Source organism: Vibrio sp. Makdt (genome assembly GCF_027587015.1).
Lineage (GTDB): Bacteria > Pseudomonadota > Gammaproteobacteria > Enterobacterales > Vibrionaceae > Vibrio > Vibrio chagasii_B.
The window spans coordinates 359,131-381,962 of record NZ_JAPPTH010000001.1; the positions used below are offsets into that span (position 1 = coordinate 359,131).

The window sequence follows — 22,832 nt, forward strand, 5'->3', positions numbered from 1 at the left end:
AAATTACCAATGTTGTTATCTTAGTAAACTACAATTACTCAACTAGTATAGTAGTAGTCATTCATCAAATAACTAGGGAAGGTTATGAAAAAACATCTTATCGTTGCATCCATAGTCAGTTTGTTTTCAAGCAGTTATGCTTTCTCAAGCGAACCTCTTCACTACTACATTATTGCGAGCCAAGCGCAACCTTTTCAGATAGAAACTGACGGGTCATCCCACAGAGGAATCGTTTCTGATATTGTTGAAGCAGTGTTTGACGATAGCCAGTACGAGATTAACTACCATACCTACCCTTTTAATCGAATGATTGACAAGCTAGATGCGAGAGAGAACCCAAATTGGGTAACTTACGGCAGCCCTAGCTGGGGGAACATCCAATCAGTCAACCTATCTGAAGAGCCAATTTACAATGTAAAACACGTATTGCTGAGTAGCGGTAAAAAGCCGTTCGAGTTCAATACGATTGACGATTTAGATGGCAAGGCTGTGGTATTGCTGGTGGGATTTGAATATCCAAACTTAGAGCCTTACATCCAACAAGGTAAGCTCAATGAGATCCGAGTAAAAGATTACACCGCAGCGTTTCGTGTCCTGAACCGAGCACCTGGTGATACTGTGTTTGTCGAAATGGAATCACGAATCAAATACAACCTCAACGAACAGAAGCTAAGCATTGATGATTACCAAATGCAGGATTTTGGTTCCATCATCAACAACTACCCTATTCATTTAGCTTTCGACCCAGAAATGGATCCTAAGCTCGAGACTTTTATTAACCAACGCCTAGACCAAATGAAAGACGATGGGCAGCTCGATGACATCGTCCAAAGTTACTTATAGTACTAGCGTCAATCTGTGGCTCGTTAGCGCACTCTAGCGACTTCGGATACCGGAACTACAGAAATACAAAAGGCCGCTCTGTTTTTAGCGCACAAGCTAACCAGAGCGGCCTTTTTAATGTGTGCTTAATGTGATGTGATCAAGTGCAGTTGTTGGGTACGAAGTTGTTGGCGTACTGCCATTAGAATCTCACCCAAATGGTTCTCACCACTTCCGTCTCCCCCATCCCCCCAAAAAGGGTCTTTATGTGAGTGCTCCTTGATCACTGAGTCACCAGTTCCCGTCAGGAACAGAGCAAATTGTGGGTTCTGTTTAAACTTTTCGGTGACAATGAAACGCATCACCTCAACACGAACATCGTACCAATCGTCTCGAACTTGGTCTTCATATTGGCGGCTTAATGAAAATGCTTCTGCGGGTGTGCAGGCTTCAAGAATCATGTTTCTAAGTGCTGGTGAAACAAACTTCATCGCCTGATAGTAATGTTCACTGGTTGCCCAAACTTGACCATCCACTTTGATAGGACAAGCTGCAAAATTAGACAAATATCCATTCGGATCTTCTGGTTCATAAAACAAGACTTCTTCAGCTTGAGCCACAGAATTCGACATAGCCTTCTCCTTACCAATGACATCGCATATTTTTGCTTTGCCTTTAAAATTAGTGGCGTCACATATTGCTGTCAAACAACTTAGTTCAAGAGTATGCCTTAAGCCTGTTTTTATACGTAGAAAGAGAGTTACAGAGAGGAGTAATACGATTGAATAGCGACCAAACAAAGTTAGGAAGCCAGCTTGAATGGGGTAGGCAGTAAATAAAGTAACTATAAATCAAAGGGTGGCACTGAGCCACCCTCTTAAATGCAATTGGGGATATTAGTGAATAAGACCCAGCTCCCTCGCTTCTTCCAGACTCAAACCGCTTTCTCTAATTTCTCTTAGAGCCTCGATACGACGACGAGCTTCAGCGGACTTCATTTTCTTTTCTGGTTTGAAAGATACTTCTTCTTCAGCATCCCACTTGTTTGCAATATTTGTCATTTCATCATGGTTGATAGAATTAATGGACATGTTTTCCTCCGAAAAGCACCATGTAATGGACAGGTAATCTGTAGCAAATGCTATTTCGCTTGTTAAGAAATTCTGCACTGAAATGTGATGATTCCGACGCTTCACAAAGCTAATTAATAAATGGCTCATTTAAACTTTGCCAAAGCCATTTTCTGCCATTACATTTAAAAGATTCCCCATAAGAAATGTGGTTTGATCCAACTCTCACTTTCCTCCCTCTCATTTCTTGTTTTACCCTGAAAATTCCTGAAATTCTCCAAGATAAATTTCGAGGCACTTCATTGTTTTTGCGCTGATCGCTTTCACTAAATCCAACACATGTTAATGATAATGGTTATCAATATCATAACTGAGTATCAATCATGTCTATGGAAAATCCAGATACACCGCTTCTTGAAGTGAAGAATCTATGCGTCGACTACATCACCGACGACGGTGACTTCAATGCCGTAAAGTCCGTCAGCTTTAGCATAGGGCAAGGAGAAATCTTTGGCCTGGCCGGCGAGTCAGGTTGTGGCAAGAGCACCATCGCATTTGCTATTAACCGACTTCACAAGCCGCCCGCATTCATCTCTGGCGGTCAAATACTTTTTGATGGACAAGACCTACTGAGACTATCTGACAGCCAGCTTAATACATTACGCTGGAGTGAGATCGCCATGGTGTTCCAGAGTGCCATGAACTCACTCAACCCTGTATTAACTATCGAAGAACAATTTGCTGACGTACTACGCCACCACAAAGGAATGAGTGATGAACAAGCCAAGGACCGCGCAGAAAAGCTGCTCGACCTAGTGAATATTCCTCGCCATCGCCTGACCGAATACCCTCATCAATTTAGCGGCGGTATGCGTCAACGATTAGTGATTGCGATTGCTCTCGCGCTCAATCCCAAACTGATCATCATGGATGAGCCAACTACGGCTTTGGATGTCGTCGTTCAACGAGAAATATTGCAACAAATACATCAACTCAGAGAAGAATTCGGCTTCTCAATCCTGTTTATCACCCACGATTTAGCCCTGATGAGCCAGCTGTGTGACCGCATTGCCATTATGCGTCATGGCAAGATAGTTGAAGTCAATCAAGCCTATGAGATTCGCAATAACCCTCAGCACTCCTACACCCAAAAGCTGTGGAGTTCATTCCCTAATATTCACGAACATGCTCACGCCACAGCGTGCTAGGAGCCTCAATGTCACAACCAATTATGCAAGTAAAAAACCTCGTTAAAGAGTTCACCGTAGGTGGTGGATTTGGCAAAGAGGAGATATTTAGAGCCCTACATGGCGTGAGTTTTGATTTATACCCAGGAAGAACGCTAGCACTCGTTGGCGAGTCAGGCTGCGGAAAGAGTACCTGTGCGAGGCTGATGACCAAAGTTTACCCACCGACAGAGGGCGAGATCCTTTTCAATGGCAAAGACATCTCAACCCTCAACAGCCGCAAAGACATCTTGGACTACCGCAGCCGAGTACAAATGGTGTTCCAAGACCCGTTTGGCTCGTTGAATCCGACACATACTATAGAGCACCACTTAACACGCCCTCTCAAGATTCATAAGCAAGTCGCCAACAAACAAGCGCTAGCAGAGCGCCTGGAAGAGTTATTAACGCTGGTGGAGTTACCCATTGAAACATTGGCTAAGTACCCTCACGAGCTCAGTGGAGGCCAAAGACAAAGGGTTAACCTAGCAAGAGCACTGGCTGTTGGCGCTGAGGTCATTCTTGCCGACGAGCCCACCTCCATGCTGGATGTTTCGATCCGACTTGGCGTACTTAACCTAATGCAAAGAATGAAGAAAGAGCTCGGGATTGGCTTTTTGTACATCACCCATGATCTCGCCACCGCACATTACATTGCAGAAGAGACAGCAGTTATGTACAAAGGACAGATCGTCGAATGGGGATCCACTCAGTCGATCTTGACCAATCCTCAACACCCATACACCAAGCTATTGATCTCTGCGGTGCCAGATCCTGATCTACCGTTTGGCGAACTCGTTAAAAATGAACCAAACTATTCAATAGACGCTGATCGTATTCGAGAGCAAAGCAGTGAAATACAGCATAACGTTAAGCAAGTTGCTGATAATCATTTTGTAAAACAATGGGATAATGTTGCATGAATGAACTAGACACTTGGTTAGAGCGGATCGGAGATTGGTACAAAGCCCGAAAGCATGATCAAGTGGAACGGTTAGAACCTTTGATCTTAACGCCTCCAGATGCACTCTGGGGGCCGTTGATCACGGATGAACAAAGCAAAGGAATCGCATGTTGGTTAGATGGATGCCTGAGAATCTTTACCTTCTATCGACAGCCGAACGAAAATGCACACCATCAAGAAAAGGCTTACCAATACCTAATGTTTGCTTACGGCAAGCTGCAAGCAGTGTCGTGTGACCCTAAAGCAGAGCCAGACTTGCAAGAGTGGTGTACTCAGCGGGTTCAGCACCTGTGTGTGCTGGCTCTAGAGTTTGCCAATCAGCAGCAGCAGCCGCACTGGCAAGCAGAATCAGAGAAGTTGATCGAGTCACATGTCCGCTTTATGGCCAGCCATCCCCGAAACGATGATCAAGGTAATGTAAAACATCAGATTCACTGATCACCGAGTTATTGATCTGATACTTTTTCATAAAAGTTTTCATCGGTAGCGATGAGTTGGATCCATGAAAGCATGATCTAGCCTTGATCATGCTTCGGTAAGGAATATCTTAAGCTGTTGATTTTTAATAGTTAGGCGGATTTTAGACAAAAAAAAGCGAGTCCCTTGGGGGAACTCGCAAAAATCTATTCAGTATGATGTAACAAAATATGAGCCAATCTATTAATCATAAGAAAGGACAAAAGGTTGTCTATTCGGGATAAATAATAATCAACCGAGTGCGCTACTTTGTCATCACTTTGTCAGCGTTAGGTGCGGTTCTTATCAACACCTAATGTGTTTCAAAGACCCATTCATAGCACTGAAAACTGGCACAGAATTAATGACCTATCGCCATTTCATCCAACGCTAGGAACACATTTTCATCCAAATGCCCTTCGTGAACTTGCTTACAGACCTTACGACGCACTGCTAAGCCTGAGATAAGACGTTCAATCGAAAGGTGGCGATTACTGTTACTATCGCGATCGTTATACAGCTCAATTAACTTACTTAGTGTTTCGTAAGGAATGATCTCATCCCCTACTCTCAGCCAATCAAGCTTCTCAATAAGCTCTGAACACTCTTCTTTGATTGAGGCATGTGAGTGCCCTGTCATGGCAGATAAAGCCGTTATACTGCGTTCTAGAGCCTCTGCAGAGGTATATTTAGAGAGCGTTATCATGATCTCATCAGCGTTAATCTCTACAGAGTGCTTACGTTGTTTAACGCGACGTCCTAACTTGCCTCTTGGTGATGGTGCTTTACGTTGGATTGGCTCGAACTCACCATCAATGATTTCAGACAGCTCTTCCAGCTTCTGCTTGGAAACCATTTCGTTACGAAGCGGGTTCGGTAGCGTCGGCGCCATATTACGTTTGCCGGCGTTAGTAGTTCGTGCTCTTGAGTAACGCAGTACTTCTTCCACGTTACACTTGATATCTACTTGATAATCCGTCGTTTTGCCTTTTTCGATCAACGCGGTGATCGTCAAGTGATAACCCCAAAGGTTAACCAGGAAGGTATCTTCATGATCCCCTACTTCGCCCAACTTTCTGAGTTCACGGATCAGATCCATCGAGAACCGACGCCAATCAATGTTACGCGCCAATTTCTGGTTGAGCTCACTGAGCAACATACAATCTGAATGACGACGTGCCATGCGGCTTCTAAAGTACGAATACATTTGGAAGACCAAGGTATGTTGCTTCAGAATTTCTGGCGGAAATAGGAAGAAATAATCACGCGTCAGCAGCTCTTCGTAGAACGAAGGTTCCCAAACCAAGATGTATAGGTTCGGTTTAATGCGAATTTCGCCGTCAGAGCCCTCTGTAGGCGCTTCTTCCGATGCGGTAATGGTTCTAGCTAAGAATCGGAAACGATCACTCTTAAAGCCTTCTGGCATGTTCTCACTAAGCCAGCGGCCTGTAAGCTCATGCAGTTGGAAATCAGTGAATTCAATACGATCAATACTGTCGCGGATCGAATCACGTGCTGGGCCGCTGTCTTTCTTGCCACGCAAAGACAAAATATCAGTGATGTAGAGTGGTGTTTTGTTCGGTGTGTGTTTCGCGTCTAGGTGGTAATCATCTTGGTGATGATCATGATATTGAACGGTGAGCGTGAATAACGCGAATAGCGTCATCAGATCGTCAACAGTCATGATATTTTTAGAAGATCGTGTCTCGATCACCGCTCGAGTGCCAGAGATCGAAACCATGGATTTCTGGTAGCTCTTACGAGTTCTAGGCGGCGCTAACGCTTGATCAATAATCCCCGCCCAATTGGTTGGCGAAACAATGAATTGATCCGCTTCATCTTTCATTGTTGGTGGGGTATTCAGTCCATGTTCATTCAGTAAGCGCTTGTTTACTTTGGTTTGAGCTAGGGCTTTAGAGCGCTTTTGCTTTTCATTTTGCTTCACGCTTTCTGTTACTAAGCTGGTGGCACCCAGTACCGATATCAATTGGTTTGGGTTCACAAAGCGATGCAACATGGTTTTACCAGCAAGGCCTTCTTCAAAGCGAACGGGGATTTGTTTGAACAATCCAATATTGACTGCTGCTCTCAGCCTTTGCTGTAAGGCCGCGCGAGTGACTTGGCCATCGGTTGATTCGATAATCTCAGTGGTGGAAACGTACCCGTCTTTGCTACTAAACCCACGAAGTGAAATTAGGTTAAGAAGCTCAACTATGCTTTTGGTGACACCTTTGAAGTGTTGATATTGTTCTATCCATTCAACGGCTGTTTCAGATACCTCAAATAAATGACCATCTTTGTGGCTTCGTGCCTTAATTAACAATTTCTCTTCTGGTTTCATTTTTGATCCGTATCACACTAACCGTAATTTCACTATAGTTCCTGAATGATAAAGAAAGAATGATCATAAATAAAGAGAATTTATTGGCTTTTAAATAACTGATCTTTTTGATTAATATGATCTTAAATGATTAAGTGATCTAATGATCTGGCTGTAAGTTTGCTTTTAAGTTGCTGAATTTAAACTGTTAAATAAAATTCGCTTGGAAAGCATGATCATAAGTTACTCGAAACGATGATCATAAAACAGAAGAAAGCATGATCACTGCGAGTCAGAACGATGATCATTAAGTCATTGTAAGCATGATCATTATTGATTCGAAAGCATGATCATTATGGTTATACAGCTTATCCACAGCCGATCTTTGTCTACTTTGCTTCGAAGTACTTATTTGCTGGCAATGTGGATATTTTTGATTATCAATGTATCGGAACGATGATCAAGTAAGTCGGTATTTTTATCGTTCCTACCCCCTTTCGTACAAAATCCACTCAATATTGATTACTCATTACTGATTTGGAGCTTCGGAAAGAGAACCCGTTAAATATAGGAAGCATGATCATGAAATTGTCATGTTTACGTATTCTCAGCTCGTGTCGATTGAATTCCCTAGTGTTTAAGCCTTATGAGCCTTGAATCCCCATTCCAAAAGCATTCGTCCGTAAGTTAGCCCTGAAAATATATGCTTCCGGAACGATATCTACTTGATCATTTTTCCGGAGATTGATCATTTGGAGCGCGCATTTTAGTGGATCAATATTGGGGACCATAAGCCTTGATCATGCTTCATAATATGCAGTTATCAATCCAAGTATATGTGATGAAACCCATGATCATTCTTCCGTCGTCGTCGGCGACACGATTGTTCGTTTGGCCAACTGACGACTAAATTGTAGGTCTACGAGTTATTTATCTAGCATCAATCAACTATGTTATTGAACGTGTATGTTCATCACCTATTTCACAATCAATATTCGAATACAAATCACATCTACCGTAATCTATGGTTGTATTTCAATCGTTCCGAAGGTTTTTCTTCATATTCGCATTTACATTGTAAATAAGTGATGCTGTAACATTTAAAATCTAAGGAGAAATTAGGCTCGTTATACACTATGAAAATGGTCAAATTTGTATTCGTTTTAGATACTATTTCATCAAACTGTAAAAATTCAGTCTATTTTATGTGATTTTACTCATAAATGTATGTTCATGTTTTTGTTGTTTTTATTGTTAATCGCTGTACAATTTATACTTAGTTAATCATTACGGAAACTGGCAATGAAAAGAGAACAAACGATTGATAAGCTCTATCAGCTAGCCGAACAAACTCAACAAGTTCAGGCTGACCGAATTGAGATTATTTTGGAAGAGCGAAGTGATGAGCATTTTCCGCCTATGTCTAAGGCTATGATGGAGACTCGTTCTGGTTTAACTCGTCGTAAATTGGATGAAGCTATCACTAAGCTTGAGGCGGAAGGCCATCAGTTTACGAAGAATAATGCCAACCATTACTCGATTTCATTGACCGAAGCTCACATGCTAATGGACGCGGCTGAAGTGCCAAAGTTCCACCAACGTAAACAGCATGCGGGCAATAAGCCATGGATTATCAACGTACAGAACCAAAAGGGTGGTACGGGTAAATCAATGACAGCGGTTCATTTAGCGGCATGTTTATCTTTGAATCTTGATAAGCGTTACCGCATCTGTCTGATCGATTTAGATCCACAAGGCTCACTGCGTTTGTTCCTAAACCCACAAATTAGTGGTGCTGAGCACGATAGCATTTATTCTGCTGTTGATATCATGCTGGACAACGTGCCTGAAGGCCAAGAGGTTGACCAAGAATTTCTGCGCAAAAATGTATTGTTGCCAACACAATATCCAAACCTAAAGACGATTTCTGCGTTCCCAGAAGATGCAATGTTTAATGCTGAAGCGTGGCAAAGCCTTTCTCAAGATCAGTCTTTAGACATTGTTCGTCTTTTAAAAGAGAAGCTTATCGATAAAATCGCGGACGATTTTGATGTGATTATGATTGATACTGGCCCTCACGTAGACCCGCTTGTATGGAACGCAATGTACGCGTCTAACGCACTGTTGATTCCATGTGCGGCGAAGCGTTTGGACTGGGCTTCAACGGTTAACTTCTTCCAGCACTTACCAACCGTCTACGAAATGTTCCCGGACGATTGGAAAGGGCTTGAGTTTGTTCGTCTGATGCCAACCATGTTTGAAGACGACAACAAGAAACAGGTATCAGTACTGACTGAAATGAACTACCTGTTGAATGACCAAGTCATGATGGCAACCATTCCAAGAAGCCGCGCATTCGAGACTTGCGCAGATACTTACAGCACGGTTTTCGACCTTACTGTGAGTGATTTTGAAGGTGGTAAGAAGACTCTGGCTGTCGCTCAAGACGCGGTACAAAAAAGTGCTCTAGAATTAGAGCGAGTATTACATAGCAACTGGCCTTCACTTAATCAGGGATAACAAGAATGGCAATTAAAACATCTGACTTAAATGCAAAGCTATTTGGTAAGGCGAACAAACGTCGTGTTGCTACGCCTCAAGAAGCGCAAACGGCTGCTAAAGAACAGGCTCAAGTGATTGAGCTTTCTGTTGCTGGCGAAGATTTAGTTTCATTTGAATTGGTTCGAATTCCTGCTTCTGAAGTAGCAACTCGCACCGTTGTTTTTGAAGAGAATGCTCGTGAGCAATCTTTCCTAAATGAACATGCTCTTTCTGATGTTCTTACAACATTGAAAGAACGCGGTCAGCAATATCCAGCAGTTGGTCGTAAAAACAAAGACGGTAAGATTGAAGTTCTTGATGGTAGCCGTCGTCGTATGTCGTGTATTTTGGCTGACAAAGAGTTCCTTATCTATGTTGCTGAAAACATTAACGGCGAACACGCTAAGTTCTTATCTGATGTTGCAAACGCTCATAAACCACTTTCTCTGTACGAGAAGGGGAAAGAGATGCAAGCGAAGCTTGATAAAGGCGAAGCTGAAGACCAAAAAGCGCTAGCAAAAATGTTCCAATGCAGTGAGGCGCTAGTAAGTGGTGCATTGAAAGCAGCCGCTTTACCACTGGAATTACTGCAAGCTTACCCAAATGTGAGTGATCTTGGTCGCCCAACAATTGTTAAACTGCATAAACAATTCAGCGGCCTGACTGACGACCAACAACAATCGCTACTGACTAAGTGTGATGCGTCTGAAGGCTTTGTGTGGCAGCGCAGCGAAGCACAAGGTGTAACTCGTTTAACTAAAGACGTAACGGAAACACTAGAAGGTTGGATTCTTGAACTGGCTCCTGCGCCAGCGAAAAAAGCATCACCTAAAGTTGAGCTTATCAAAGGTCGTGCTTCATACAGCCGCAAGGGCTCAAATCTAGCGCTAAACCTGAAGAAAGTTGACGATGCAACGATGCAAGAAATCCTAGCGTTCGTGCAATCGAAACTCGACTAAGTAAATTTCTTTCCAAACTTCTCTAAAGCCGCTTTATGCGGCTTTTTATTTGGCTGTGATAAACTGTGTTTAGATGAATCTGGACACAAATTATGACAAGCCTAACCAACACGTTTCTGCATACACTTTCCGATATCGCCCAACATAATGACCACCGTTACGGCGTGGTGTTTAATGGCAGTGCGACATGGCAAAATTCCGCTATCTCTACCTATCTAATTGGCGCAAACACACAAAGTGTTTTCCAAATCGGTGGCACTCCGTTTGAAGGGGTAATGCATGCACCAGTAAAGAAAGGTCAGCAACTTCTCGGTCGCGAATGCCAAGTGTTGGTGTGTGATTTTAGAGAGCAGTTTGATGCAAACGGTTTTAGCGCTGCGCTTGGCGCGTTAGTGGGAGGTGGATTATTGTTGGTGCTGCCACCAAACATAAAAGATCCTGAACACACCGAAGAATCGGCGTTTGGTGAATGTTGGCTCAAAACTCATTTTGATAAACTCATCTCAGTTTCCCAAAGCGATGAAGCGTCGGGATTGAAGTGCAGTTTTGATTCGCTTCCGCAAAAACGCATTGAAGCAACCCGTCTAAATCGATTTGAGCAGCAGAATATTGCTGTTGAGTCGGTCAAGAAAGTGGTGTCTGGTCATCGAAAGCGTCCTTTGATTTTAACTGCAGACAGAGGCCGTGGTAAAAGCTCGACGTTAGGTATTGCAGCAGCGCAGCTTTTGGCTGAACGTCCAGGATTCAAAATTGTTGTGACAGCTCCATCTGTTAAGGCCATTGAGCCTGTTTTTTCGCATGCGCAGCAAAGACTCGACGGTTGTGAAGTTCTTAATGCCACTCATGTTTGCTACCAAGGTGGCAGCCTTAGATTTGTCGCGCCAGACGAATTACTAAAATCCAAGCCTGATTGCGATCTGTTGTTGGTTGATGAAGCTGCGGCGATTCCCATTCCAATGTTGAAGTCTATGGTTGATAGTTATCACCGTATGGTTTTTTCAACCACGGTTCATGGCTATGAAGGGAGCGGTCGAGGTTTCGGAATCAAATTCGAAGCATGGCTTTCTAAGCATCGCCCAGGCCGGAAAGGATACAGACTTGAACAGCCTATCCGTTGGAATAATAACGACCCGCTTGAAGCTTGGTTGTTTGATTGTTTCTTACTTGGTGCAGCCTCATCAAATGATATGGCAGAGCGCAAGGTTGAAGTGCTTTCTAATGAGAAACTCAACTCACTAAGTTTGGTCGAGTTATCCAAGCAAGATTGTTTAGCTAACCCAAGTAAGCTCCATCAATGTTTCTCTCTGCTGGTTGATGCTCATTATCAAACATCTCCAAATGACCTGATACAGTTCCTAAGTAATCCTGCGATTCAATTGTACGCCGTGTGGCAGCAAGAAGAGTGTTTGGGTTGTATGTTGGTCACGCAAGAGGGTGGGTTAGAGAGTGAATTGATTTCCCAGATTCAAATTGGAAAACGCAGACCACAAGGTCATCTTGCTCCTGTGTTGTTAGCTAATCAACTCGGAGCCACACAAGCAGCAACGAGCCACTGTATCAGAGTGATGCGTATTGCTGTATCAACACGTCATCAAGGTTTTGGTATTGGCAGTTGGATGTTGGATAAGTTGTCGCAACACATCGAACAAGCCGACTACTTAGCGACGAGTTTCGGCGCGACCAGTGATTTGATTGCATTCTGGCGTAACAACGATTTTGCTCCAGTACATATTGGCCACCAGCGTGATCAGGCAAGTGGTTGTCACTCTGTGCTAATGGTTAAGCCTCTTAATGCCAATTCTGAAACTTGGGTCAGCCAACTTCTGCATCATTTTGAGCGCAGCTTTTGTTTTGTCGTTTCGGGTTCACTTGCCTCTCTTGAAGTCGATATGGTGCGTGCACTGCTGCCAACTTATTGTGAATCAATCTGCGAGCTTGAAGCCCAACTTATCAAGAACTATGTTGATGGAGGCAATAGTTACGACAGCATTGGCTACAGTGTGTTGAAGTTGGTGCTTATTAGTAATGCACGTCAAGCTCAGGTAGTCCCCCTCGATTCTACGAATATTGCTTATTCTTGCGTTTCTGATTTGTTGCTTGCTAAAGTCGTTCAACAGAAAGGGTGGGGGATCTGTGTTGAACAGTTTAACTTTATTGGGCGTAAGCAAGCAGAGGCTCAATTTCGAAAAGATGTCGAAGCCTTACTCGCTAATTTACAGTGTAAATAGCGACAGCCGATTTCAAACGAGATTTACAGTGTAAATTAGAAGGTTGAATTTACACTGTAAACTGCTTCTTACCTTCTTACCTTCTTACCTTCTTACCTTCTTACCTTCTTACCTTCTTACCTTCAAGCCACAAAGCCCATTTCCGATTTCATTGTCTCCGTTTCTTGTCGAGCTAAGGCAAGTCGCCACATTAGCGAAGCGTAAAACTCCAAATTACAACGTTCAGAGAATAACGCTTTGTATCGTTAAAGGTGAGGCAAATCATAAAATGGGTAAGTCTTAATTATGAGTCATCTTTGCAATAACGAAAGTAAGTGATGTGACGCTGATTATTATAATGTGACGATTCTAAGCTCAGATTGATTTATATAGACTGAATAACAACTGAGTCATTAGGGATACTCAATTCGAATGTGGGATAACATCGTTACACTGTCGGAAGATGAGCAACAAGTGATGGCACGTCTGCCGTCAGGATTTGTGGTCGACGCAAGCTTTGACAATAAGACACTGCCACCAGCCTTGGAAGCAATAGACGCATCAAGCTATTTTCTTTTCGAAGACGAAGTGCTGCGTTTTGTCTCTCTTGCTAAAGAAGGTAAAGGGGAAGCTTACGAAGGGGTTCTGATTGCTGAAGTTCGTGATGCCAGTGTAGAGGTGCAATTATCAGATGACGAGATGTTAGCGAGTCTTGTTGTCACAGGTCCATACCGCGGAAACCCACTGCGTGGTAGTGACATCATTCATTGCCTTGCTCAGGCCCATATCACGAAAGGGATTAACAAGTTAGCTCTAAGAAAAGTCTTGATGATGAGCAGTAAACTTAGGCCTGGTGAAAAGTTTACTCAACCTGTCGCCAAAGGTACTCAGCCGGTCAGGGGCAAGGACGCTAAGTTTGCAGCGCTTGTAGAAGACATTACACGCCAAGTTCTTAAGCCCCGTAGTAAAGACGAAGGCAAGATTGATATGCGGGATTTGGGAGAAACCATCACCGTTGGATTGAATGACCAACTGATGAAGCGTACTCCCGCGACCAAAGGCGTCGCTGGCTTTACGGTCCAAGGTCGAGTCATCCCACCAATCCCTGGACAAGACAGTTTAATCAAGCCTGGCAAAGGCACTTACATTTCTCCAGACGATCCCAATCTATTACTCGCTTCCCACCCAGGCTTACCCATCATTAAAGATCGAACCATCGAAGTGGATGACGCATTGTGTGTCAGTAATGTCGATGTCACGACTGGGCACGTAAAGTTTAAAGGTAATGTGTTTGTCTCTGGCAACATTGAACCAGGAATGGTTGTGAAAGCCACGGGCAGCATTACCGTCGGCGGCTTTATTGAATCGGCAGAAGTTCAGGCTCAAGGTGATATTAAAGTTGCGAAAGGTATTATCGGCCACACAACCAAAGAGGGAGAGCCGAAAAGCTGTAAGGTATTTAGCAAAGGCTCTATCACGGCAAGCTATGCCCAAAACGCCGAGCTACAAACGGCGAGCGATATTCGCCTTGGCGTACACAGTATGAGTAATGAAATTCGCTGTGGCAACAACCTTATCGTGATGGACTCTCTCAAGAAGCACGGCACACTCAGTGGCGGTGAAGCGAAAGTCGGTGGTAAGGTGGAGTGCGTTTTCTTGGGCGTTGAGGGGGATACTGCTACTAAGGTTCATGGTTTTGCTCGTTATGATGGATACCGACAGAAGATTGCTGAACTCAAGGAAATCTACAGACACGCGCAAGAACAGACTATGGACGTGATTCGCCAAGAGCTCGAGTTTAAGAAACTACCTAAAGCAGAGCGAAGCGAAGAACAAGCGTTACAAATAGAGCAGCAGCGCGAGAAGAACAATCACGCCATAGAAAGCACTAAACAAAAGTTGGATACTCTGGAAGTGGAATTTGAAACGAACCTTGCGGAGTGTACAGTCGAAGCACACGAAAAGGTTTATACACGAGTCACCGTGCAGTTTGGTGATGAAACTGTGACGACCAAGCGCACCCATGGGGGAAGCGTATTCTCCTTTAATCAATATGAGATTCAATGTTCCTTTAAGATGGAACAAGAAGACATTTCACTATAAAGGGCGTCAGTGTGCGGCGCCTCTATCAAAACATCCTCATCGCAACAGCTCTTTAATCAGAGGACCACACCGAACGAATATCCGGCCATCCCCAATTAGTGAGTGCGACATCTTCTAAGACACCTTGAAATCGTAATGTTTGCGTGTGATGAAACATTGGGGCTATCCAGTACTCACTGACTAACGTTGAGGCGATCGGTTCTAGCGCTGTTAGGTAATCTTCTAACGGAGTGCATGCTCGTAGGTTTTCTAATTGTTGATCAAGCCAGTTGGCATTTGTCTCTCCTAGAGTGTGGTACAGCACGTTATTACAGTAGAAGTTAGAAAACGCTGAAGCATGACGGTTATCGTCTAAATTGATATTCGTTAAGATCAGTGTCTCATCGAGTGTGCCGCTGTTCGCTTTTTCACTCAACTCCCGATAGGAGTACATCACCATTTCAACCACACAGTTGTGCTCGGCAAGTACTGAAGAAATAGCCCGAGCGCATCGGCGCAGCGCTGTGTAGTTGTATCCAGCAATGGTAATGGTTTTTGGTAGCGCGCTGAATTCACCAAATGGGCGTAAAACCGGGTTCCAAGAAGGCAATAAGTTGTTGGCAACGACACTGCCGTAATGGACCTTCTTTTTCTGGAATACTTCGAGTAGTCGCTGCGGTTGAATCAATTCCGTAATACAACAGCGTTGGGCACGTGTTAACGGATGCTTAGCATGATGGTTGAATAACGCGAACAAGCAGCCGTCTTCAGTGCGACTGTGTTGACTCGAGTGAGTCGCATTGGGCGTTTGTATTGAAACTTCAATACCGCTTGTCGTTTCAGATACTTGGATCGGTGCATTACTGGAAAGCGACGGGTTCTCCATTTTCTCGTCGTTGACGCTCCAAATCGTGACTAAGTCGACTAACACACGACACGAATAGTAGCCATCGAACGCTTGCAGTTTAAGTCTGTTTTTGTCGTGTTCGACCACTGTAAATGGGCCACTGCCAATCACTGCATTGTTGTTTGCAACATTAACTTGGTTTGCTGGCTGAATACCGTATTTGACACCAGACACAAGCCCTGCGAACCCTTGATCTGGTTTGCTTAGTGTAAATACCACTTTCAGTGGATGTGGGGCGCTGATGTCGCTGACATGCGCGAGCTCTTTTTGATAATAGGGAAGGGCACTGAGTTTAGCAAAGAGGCTCACAATGGTATCAGCGTCAATTGACTCGTCGTTGTGGAACGTAAGCCCGGGACGAAGGTGGAATGTCCATTGATAGCTCGCTTCGTCATAGCGCCAGTGGTGAGCGAGTTCTGGTTTGATAACGCCATTGTCATGGCTGGATACCAAGCAGCAATACACCTGACGCAAGAAGAAGCGCTCGCTACAGCGGTGTAATTGGTGTGGCACAATGCGTTCAAACATTCGCTTGTATGTGAGTTGGATACTGACACGGCCTTCCTGAACAGAAGCCCCTGAGGTGGTTTTCAGCAGGCGGCCAAACGTTGCTTCGTCTTCATCCACAATAGCCAAAGCTTTCTCATACTTGCCTTGTTGGATTCTCTCTAGAGCAAGGCTCTCTTTGAGTGCGCCTAATTCGATATTTAACAGTAGCGAAGATCGTTGGTTTCGACCGGCTTTAGGTAGCCAGGTTAACCACGCTAGCTCTTGCATTTGTGATAACAGGTTGCGAGCATGTCGAGGAGAAGTACACAGTAAATCAGCCACTTCCTGTACTGTGGTTTTCATTTCGCTGCCGACACCCATGGGTGCGATTCGCTGATAATACCTAAGCAGGTTGAGATTAGACACCAAGAGCCCTTTGTTAATGGATAGCCTGGTATTTTACTCAACTTAACTTCGAGAAAATAAGAAAATGTTCAGTTACTTTGTTCCCCTTTTGTCACGGTTTAAGGGAATAAAAAAGGGGAGCATTCGCTCCCCTTTGGTGATTGTGTTGATGACTGGCTTTAGCTAACTGCTCTGACGCGACCTTGTTTTAGATCGGACAGAACCTTCGCTTTCGGACCATCAGCTATTATGCTGCCTTTCTCCATTACGATGACTCGGTCTACAACGTCTAACATAGAGGTTTTATGAGTGATAAGGATCAGCGTTTCGCTTGGTAGCAGTTGGCTAAGCTGGTGCTTGATGTGCATTTCTGAACGGTTATCCATCGCACTGGTTGGCTCATCCATTAGCAACACCGGAGGGCGGCCTAAGAAAGCTCTGGCAATCGCAATTGACTGGCGTTGACCACCAGAAAGCAAACCACCACCTTCACCCACTTGGCGCTCTAGACCGGCAGGATCTTGCTGAGTAAAGGCTGTCACACCCGCACGGTTCGCTGCATCCATCACATCACGATCGTCCACCAAAGGGCGGCCTAGAGTAATGTTATCTCTGACTGAACCATAGAATAGGTTACTGTCTTGCGGTACACAGCCTATATTGCGTCGTACGTCGACATGGTGAAGTTGCTCCATATCGGTATCATCAATGCGTACATGGCCTTCTGTGGGCTTGTACAGGCCCATAATCAGGCGTTCTAGGGTTGTTTTACCTGAACCAATACGACCGATGATCGCCACCTTCTCGCCGGGTGCGATGGTCAGGCTGAGATCTCGCACTGAAGCGACGGGGGAATCAGGGTAGTGGAAAGTCACTTTATCTAGCGCAATATGACCTTGGATGATTGGTCGGTGAATGTAGCGCTTACCTTCCTCCTGCTCATCAGGCATCGACATCACTTGCTCAATCAGCGTCATTGAAGATTTGGCTTGGTTGTAACGTGTAGAAAGCAGCGACAATTGAACAAGAGGACCAATCGCACGGCCGCTCAACATAGTTGCAGCGATCAAACCACCCATTGTCAGTTCGCCTTCAGCAATTAGATACACACCAAAAATGATCATTCCTACATTGGTACTCTGCTGAACAAAGCCTGCGGTGTTTTGGATGCTGTCGGTAATACGGCGGCTTTTAATATTCCAGTTCGCCATGTGAGCAACGGCTTCTTCCCAGCGGAATTGGAACTGACTCTGTGCGCTGAATAGCTTAACGGTTTCTAGGCCCGCCAAACTCTCAATCAAGTTCGCATACTTCTGAGAGGCTAGGCGTGAACCTTCTTCAATGGTGCGACGCAATGGACCTTGAATCAGCAGCGCGTAGATGATCAGAATCACCACACCTGCCACTGGAACAAACACTAAATTGCCCGCCATTAGCCAGATTAAGGCAAGGAACATGAGCGCGAAAGGCAAGTCGATCAGAGAGCCGATCGTCGCCGAGGTAAAGAATTCTCGAATTGACTCAAACTCTTGCAAGTTCTTCGCGAAGGCACCAACTGAAGCTGGTTTTGCTTCCATACGAATGCCAAGTACCTTGCTGAACAATTTGGAGGAAATCAGGATATCGGACTTTTTCCCCGCAACGTCGATGAAGTAGCTACGCATCAACTTTAACAGTAGGTCGAACAGGAAGACTACGAAAATGCCGCTCGCTAATACCCACAAAGTTTCAAATGCAAGGTTAGGTACTACTTTGTCGTATACCAAACGCGTGAACATCGGTGCGGCAATCGCAAAAATATTGATAAGAATCGACGCAATTAACACATCACGATAGATGTTTTTCGATTCCCAAATGGTGCTCCAAAACCAGTGACCTTTGCGTGTTTTCAGAACTTCTGGTGAACGCTCGTCATAGCGGAACTGCTTTTTCACTAAGAAGTAGCGGCCAATGAACTGCTCTTTAAGTTCGGCAACAGGAATGATGATTGGCACCATTCCACTCTCAGCAGTGATGATTTCAGCTTCTTGTTTTTCAAGGTCGATGCTGTTGAGCACACACGCTTCGCCCTGCTTTAGCAATAATACCGCCGGCAAAATTAGGTGTGGGATGTTATCTAAGTCGGAACGGTTTTCTTTTGCCACTAGCCCCGCACGTTCTGCCGAACGTGGAAACAGGAAAGGGGTTAGCTTTCCGTCTGATAGTGGCAACCCATTGACCAACGCCTCAGGCGAGTTCGCTAATCCGTAATATCGGCTAACGTAGATCAATGAGTTCAATAGTGGATCTTGCATGCGATATAACCCTTACAACTATTTATCAACAATGAAGCCTTGGAATACTTCTACGTAGTTATCAGACAAGATATCTAACTGAGTCTGAGTTTCGATTCGAGATGCGATGGTGGTGACACCAAGGTTATGAGCCGTTCGTGAAATCGACGTGAGCGTGAATTTCTGCTTCTCATCGTCCAAGTTATGCGTGAACAGGTAATCTAGCTTCACGTAGCTAGGACGGTACTCGTTGATGTAGTCCAGTGATTGGAAGTTACGTCCGTAGTTATCGACACCAAACACAGCTTCAGCATTACGAATGGTGTTACACAATAGTGCTGTGTAGTGCGGAACGTTGATGAAACAGTTTTCTGGGATCTCAAAATGTAGCAGGTGAGCGACTGAAGCGTTTTGCTCAAGCGTTTTACCAATCCAACGGATAAAGCTTGGTTGAGAAATACTGCTTGGTGAGATATTGATTGCGATTGGGCTGGTCACCTCTTGTGCTGTTAGCTTCTCAATCATCTTCTCGATAACGTATTGGTCGAGAATGTGGCTCATTTCAAGCTGTTCTAGTGCGTATAGGTACTGGTTGGCACCGTAACGAATGCCATCTTTCTCAATCGCAGAGAACACCTCTTGGTGATAGGTTTTACCAAACGCGTTGTTCGCAGCTTGTAGGCGGAATGTCACAAGGTCATTGATGATCGCCTCTTCAACCAACATACGCCATTGTTGTTTACCCATTACTGCGCCATGGTCGTCAGCAGTGACGTAGCCGTAAGCGAGTTCACGGTTCGCTTTAGCACTAGACAGCGCGTTATCGACCAAAGACATGATTTCAGTGCTGGTTTTACGTTTGTTGCTGTACGTTACACCCAATGCAATGTGTGGATTTGCCATGCCTGTAGGATCTGAACCTAGGCTTTGAATACAGTTGACGATGCTGCCTGCGACTAGTTTAAGTTCGCTTTCATCAATGTTTGGCATAATGAAACCAAACTCGTCACTAGAAATACGTGCGATGGTGATGTCTGGTGATGAGATAGAAGCTTGCAGTTGTTCTGCTAGTTGATGAACTAACGCATCACCTTCTTGATAGCCTTTCTCGTCGTACTCTTCGCTGATAAATTCCGCTTTCAGTACTGCAAGACCACCTAAACTCGACTCTTCTAACCACTGATTTAATTGCGACATGTAGTAAGCGCGATTACCCAGCTGAGAAACCGGGTCAATGTACGCTCTTTCGCGCAGTTTCTGGGCTTCTTTTGCTTGGTTTTTAAAGGCTTGTTCAACTTGAGTCGACATGTGATTGATGCCATCAACCACCAAGATCAGATCTTTTGTTTTAGGACGTGTTAATGGCTCACCGAATTGGTTCTTAGCGATCTGATCCATTTTGGTGATGATCATCGATAGTGGGCGTAGTGCTCGCTTAAGGATCCATGAAATCGAGATCAAGCCGAGTAAGAAGATCACACCAAAGATGCTTAATAAGCGGGTAAAGGCTTGCCACAGTTGATCATAGGCCGGACCCGGATGGCTGACGATCTCTACCTCAGCAAGTTGCATCCAACCGCTGGTGATCACTCGGCGATCATGAACGGGGTCAAATAGGTTGAGATTGGTAAACCAATGGGGCACGCCCGAAGGTTTTACAGGGTATGAACGGATAATGTCTTCACCGCTGTCGAGAAAAATCAATCGTACGACCGAGTAAGAACTGCCATCAAACAGGGCGTTGATAACAGACTCTACCGATACCTTGTCCTTTTCTTCAAGGTAAGGGGCGAGAGCCAGTCCAACAGTATTAATGGTATTACTTACCTCAGAGCGTTGCTGCTCCTCTAAGTATCCACGAGTAGTATTGAATTCGATCATAAAGACTGACGTCATCAGTAATATGAACACCGCAACCATCCCGACCACAAGCTGTTTATATAAAGTCATTGTACCTACTCATCGTAATTGATAATGGGTTTGTTTAATTTTAGAGAGCGCTCACGGGAACGTAAGTCGTTCCATAAGCTCAATCTTGAAGATTTCCCTGCTAGTTTGCCGCTGCCTGCTGCTGACTTTATTAGCCAAAGGTTTTTACCGTTGAAACTGTAAATTGGTCGTAGGTCAGGGCGCTTAGAACCGCGCCTTATCTCAGGGTTTAAGTTGTCCAAAATTAGTGGCTCTGCACTCGGTGTGGAGTAGTAAGCCAACACCATGTGGAATTGGTTTAGCTCCAGTGCCTTTACGTACACTAATCGCAACTTCTTATCTGGAACGCCTAGCTCAAGCAGAGAGAAGTATTTCGCAATGGTGAAGTCTTCACAGTCACCTGCGTTACTGCCTAGAAACTCCAGCGGGGTCGCCCAGTAGTCGTTTTTTCCCCAGAGAATACTGTCGTCGACAAAGTACATCTGGTTGAAGAATTGGTTAACTGACCTAAGCTTCTCTTTCTCGCTTAAACCATCGTATGACGTCATATTTGAACGCCAAGTAGCCACGCGCTTTCCGGCTCTCTCACCGTAGGTTTGTGTGACCGCATCGATCCATCTTTGGTCGTTCTTATTGAGAGCGACAGAAGTAAAAGAGGTGAGGACGAGCAATAACAGCGATATTCGAGACTTCATGGCCTCAGCTCTTGCTGGTTTGCTATGTATTGAAAGGCGTTGTTAACCATCAAACGTCCTTACTCTTTCAATGCGTTATTTTGAGCACTGAGGATAGGTTTCAACATGTACTCAAGTACGGTTCTTTTACCCGTGATGATATCGACAGAGGCTGTCATACCAGGAATGATTGGCAGCTCTTCGTTTTGTCCAAAATTATGTTTCTCGGTACGTACACGCACGATGTAAAAGCTGTTGCCTTCTTCATCTTGTGTCGTATCGGCGCTGATGTGTTCCAACACACCTTCTAAGCCACCATATTTAGTGAAATCATAAGCACTGAACTTAACAATGGCGGTCAGTTCAGGGCGCAGGAATGCGATGTCTTGTGGGGCAATTTTTGCTTCAACCAGCAAGGAGTCTTCGGTCGGTACAATCTCAACGATGTCCATACCTGGCTGGATTACACCACCCACTGTATTGATACCTAACGTTTTAACGGTGCCGGTTACTGGAGAAACGACAACTGTACGGTTTACTCTGTCTTCGAGGCCAACCGCAGATTCAGTCAGTGCCGAGAGTTTATCTTGTGCTTGGTTGAGCTTTTCTTGCTGTTCAGAGCGGAAGTTGAGCGCCGCATCGATACGGCTGAGCATAGCTTCTTTGATTGCAGAGCGTAGCAGAGGGATTTTAAGCTCACTTGAGGTCATTTCTCGGCGAGTATCGTTGACTTGTCGTTGCAGCTTAAGCAATTCAATTCTTGGTACCACGCCTTCGTCGGCAAGCGGTTTGGTGATGTCCAGTTCTTGGCGAGCAAATTGGTAACTCTGCTTTAGGTTTCGCACACGCGCTTTGATCTCGACAAGGTCTTGTTGTTTCTGTTCAACTTGTTGATCAAAAACGGAAAGTTGGTTTTTAAGGTTGTTTAAATCTTGGCGGTACTCTGCTTTTTGACGATTGACCAGATCAGGTTGAACCTCGTAGAACTTAGGCGGGAAAGCGAGTTTTCCATAATCAAGAGTGACACTTTTCTTCCACTCTTTTTCGTTAAAGTCCTCGTTGATTACTACGCTGGTTAACGATGCGGAAAGCATCAATACGTTGGCGGTTAAGTTGGCAACTTGCTGCTCACGCTCACGGAAGTCAGAGCGGAATCGAGTGTCATCGATCAATAGCAGTTGTTGGCCTTTTTGAACCTGTTGACCCTCTTTAACCAAGATCTCTTTAACTAAACCACCTTCAAGGTTTTGCACGACTTGGATCTGCGAAGAGGGGATCACTTTGCCCTGCCCGACAGTAACTTTGTCGATCTCCGCCCAAGCGGACCACCCAATAGCAGCAATAAAGAACAGAACGATCATCCACAACATGATACGCGCACTGGTCGGCGTATTGAGTAGTAGTGCCGCGGTTTTATCGTCGACGTACTCAAGTTCGGTTTCGTTCAATTTGCTGAAATTCTTCTGGCTCATAACAGTCCTTGTTTGCTGAATAAAAGTGCAAGCCTA

At 44.6% G+C, this 22,832-nt stretch carries 16 protein-coding genes; 8 read left to right on the forward strand and 8 right to left on the reverse strand.

The features are described 5' to 3' along the window. The first annotated feature begins 84 nt into the window (after positions 1 to 84). Positions 85 to 843 carry a substrate-binding periplasmic protein gene (locus OH460_RS01585; RefSeq protein WP_171730291.1) on the forward strand — a complete coding sequence of 253 codons (759 nt, stop codon included), beginning with the start codon at positions 85 to 87 and terminating at the stop codon, positions 841 to 843. 125 nt (positions 844 to 968) lie between these two features. Here the strand turns inward: OH460_RS01585 and OH460_RS01590 are convergent, their stop codons facing one another. Next, on the reverse strand, positions 969 to 1,529 hold the full coding sequence (locus OH460_RS01590; protein WP_269994444.1) for an NADAR family protein: 561 nt from the start codon (positions 1,527 to 1,529) through the stop codon (positions 969 to 971). A 189-nt stretch (positions 1,530 to 1,718) separates the two neighbouring features. Further along, a complete protein-coding gene (locus OH460_RS01595) occupies positions 1,719 to 1,913 on the reverse strand; it encodes a PA3496 family putative envelope integrity protein (protein WP_004736928.1) in 195 nt (64 codons plus the stop codon). Positions 1,914 to 2,275: 362 nt separating this feature from the next. Here OH460_RS01595 and OH460_RS01600 point away from each other — a divergent pair, with 362 nt between their 5' ends. Genes OH460_RS01600 through OH460_RS01610 form a run of 3 tightly spaced genes read left to right on the forward strand, consistent with a single transcriptional unit; the run spans position 2,276 to position 4,520 of the window. Further along, positions 2,276 to 3,100: an ABC transporter ATP-binding protein gene (locus OH460_RS01600; protein ID WP_004736926.1), complete on the forward strand. Its 825-nt coding sequence runs from the start codon at positions 2,276 to 2,278 to the stop codon at positions 3,098 to 3,100. 8 nt (positions 3,101 to 3,108) lie between these two features. Continuing rightward, positions 3,109 to 4,041, forward strand: coding sequence for an ATP-binding cassette domain-containing protein (locus tag OH460_RS01605; protein WP_061033985.1), 933 nt, complete (start codon positions 3,109 to 3,111; stop codon positions 4,039 to 4,041). Continuing rightward, positions 4,038 to 4,520 (forward strand): transcriptional regulator, encoded by a 483-nt coding sequence (locus tag OH460_RS01610; RefSeq protein WP_269994451.1) that lies wholly within the window; start codon positions 4,038 to 4,040, stop codon positions 4,518 to 4,520. The genes OH460_RS01605 and OH460_RS01610 overlap by 4 nt, the downstream gene beginning before the upstream one ends. A 379-nt stretch (positions 4,521 to 4,899) precedes the next feature. Here OH460_RS01610 and OH460_RS01615 read toward each other — a convergent pair whose 3' ends face one another. Continuing rightward, on the reverse strand, positions 4,900 to 6,879 hold the full coding sequence (locus OH460_RS01615) for a replication initiator protein RctB domain-containing protein (RefSeq protein ID WP_198778376.1): 1,980 nt from the start codon (positions 6,877 to 6,879) through the stop codon (positions 4,900 to 4,902). Between the two features lie 1,281 nt (positions 6,880 to 8,160). Here OH460_RS01615 and OH460_RS01620 point away from each other — a divergent pair. The 4 genes from OH460_RS01620 to OH460_RS01635 all read left to right on the forward strand — a co-directional run bounded on the left by OH460_RS01620 (position 8,161) and on the right by OH460_RS01635 (position 14,668). Beyond that, positions 8,161 to 9,378, forward strand: coding sequence for a ParA family protein (locus tag OH460_RS01620; protein ID WP_008217969.1), 1,218 nt, complete (start codon positions 8,161 to 8,163; stop codon positions 9,376 to 9,378). 5 nt (positions 9,379 to 9,383) lie between these two features. Continuing rightward, on the forward strand, positions 9,384 to 10,358 hold the full coding sequence (locus tag OH460_RS01625) for a ParB/RepB/Spo0J family partition protein (protein ID WP_102425412.1): 975 nt from the start codon (positions 9,384 to 9,386) through the stop codon (positions 10,356 to 10,358). Positions 10,359 to 10,450: 92 nt separating this feature from the next. After that, complete coding sequence (locus OH460_RS01630) at positions 10,451 to 12,586, forward strand: GNAT family N-acetyltransferase (RefSeq protein WP_269994457.1); 2,136 nt, start codon at positions 10,451 to 10,453, stop codon at positions 12,584 to 12,586. 411 nt (positions 12,587 to 12,997) lie between these two features. Further along, positions 12,998 to 14,668, forward strand: a complete 1,671-nt coding sequence (locus OH460_RS01635) for a DUF342 domain-containing protein (protein WP_269994459.1) — start codon at positions 12,998 to 13,000, stop codon at positions 14,666 to 14,668. 52 nt (positions 14,669 to 14,720) lie between these two features. Here the strand turns inward: OH460_RS01635 and OH460_RS01640 are convergent, their stop codons facing one another. The 5 genes from OH460_RS01640 to OH460_RS01660 form a co-directional block, all read right to left on the reverse strand. Next, entirely contained in the window at positions 14,721 to 16,469 is a 1,749-nt protein-coding gene (locus OH460_RS01640; RefSeq protein ID WP_269994461.1) for an SgrR family transcriptional regulator, read from the reverse strand. A 158-nt stretch (positions 16,470 to 16,627) separates the two neighbouring features. Then, a complete protein-coding gene (locus OH460_RS01645; RefSeq protein WP_137407953.1) occupies positions 16,628 to 18,742 on the reverse strand; it encodes a type I secretion system permease/ATPase in 2,115 nt (704 codons plus the stop codon). Between the two features lie 18 nt (positions 18,743 to 18,760). After that, entirely contained in the window at positions 18,761 to 20,671 is a 1,911-nt protein-coding gene (locus OH460_RS01650; RefSeq protein ID WP_269994466.1) for a bifunctional diguanylate cyclase/phosphodiesterase, read from the reverse strand. Between the two features lie 5 nt (positions 20,672 to 20,676). Continuing rightward, positions 20,677 to 21,345 carry a transglutaminase-like cysteine peptidase gene (locus tag OH460_RS01655; RefSeq protein ID WP_269994467.1) on the reverse strand — a complete coding sequence of 223 codons (669 nt, stop codon included), beginning with the start codon at positions 21,343 to 21,345 and terminating at the stop codon, positions 20,677 to 20,679. Positions 21,346 to 21,404: 59 nt separating this feature from the next. Then, entirely contained in the window at positions 21,405 to 22,796 is a 1,392-nt protein-coding gene (locus OH460_RS01660; RefSeq protein ID WP_008217986.1) for an HlyD family type I secretion periplasmic adaptor subunit, read from the reverse strand. Positions 22,797 to 22,832: the final 36 nt, after the last annotated feature.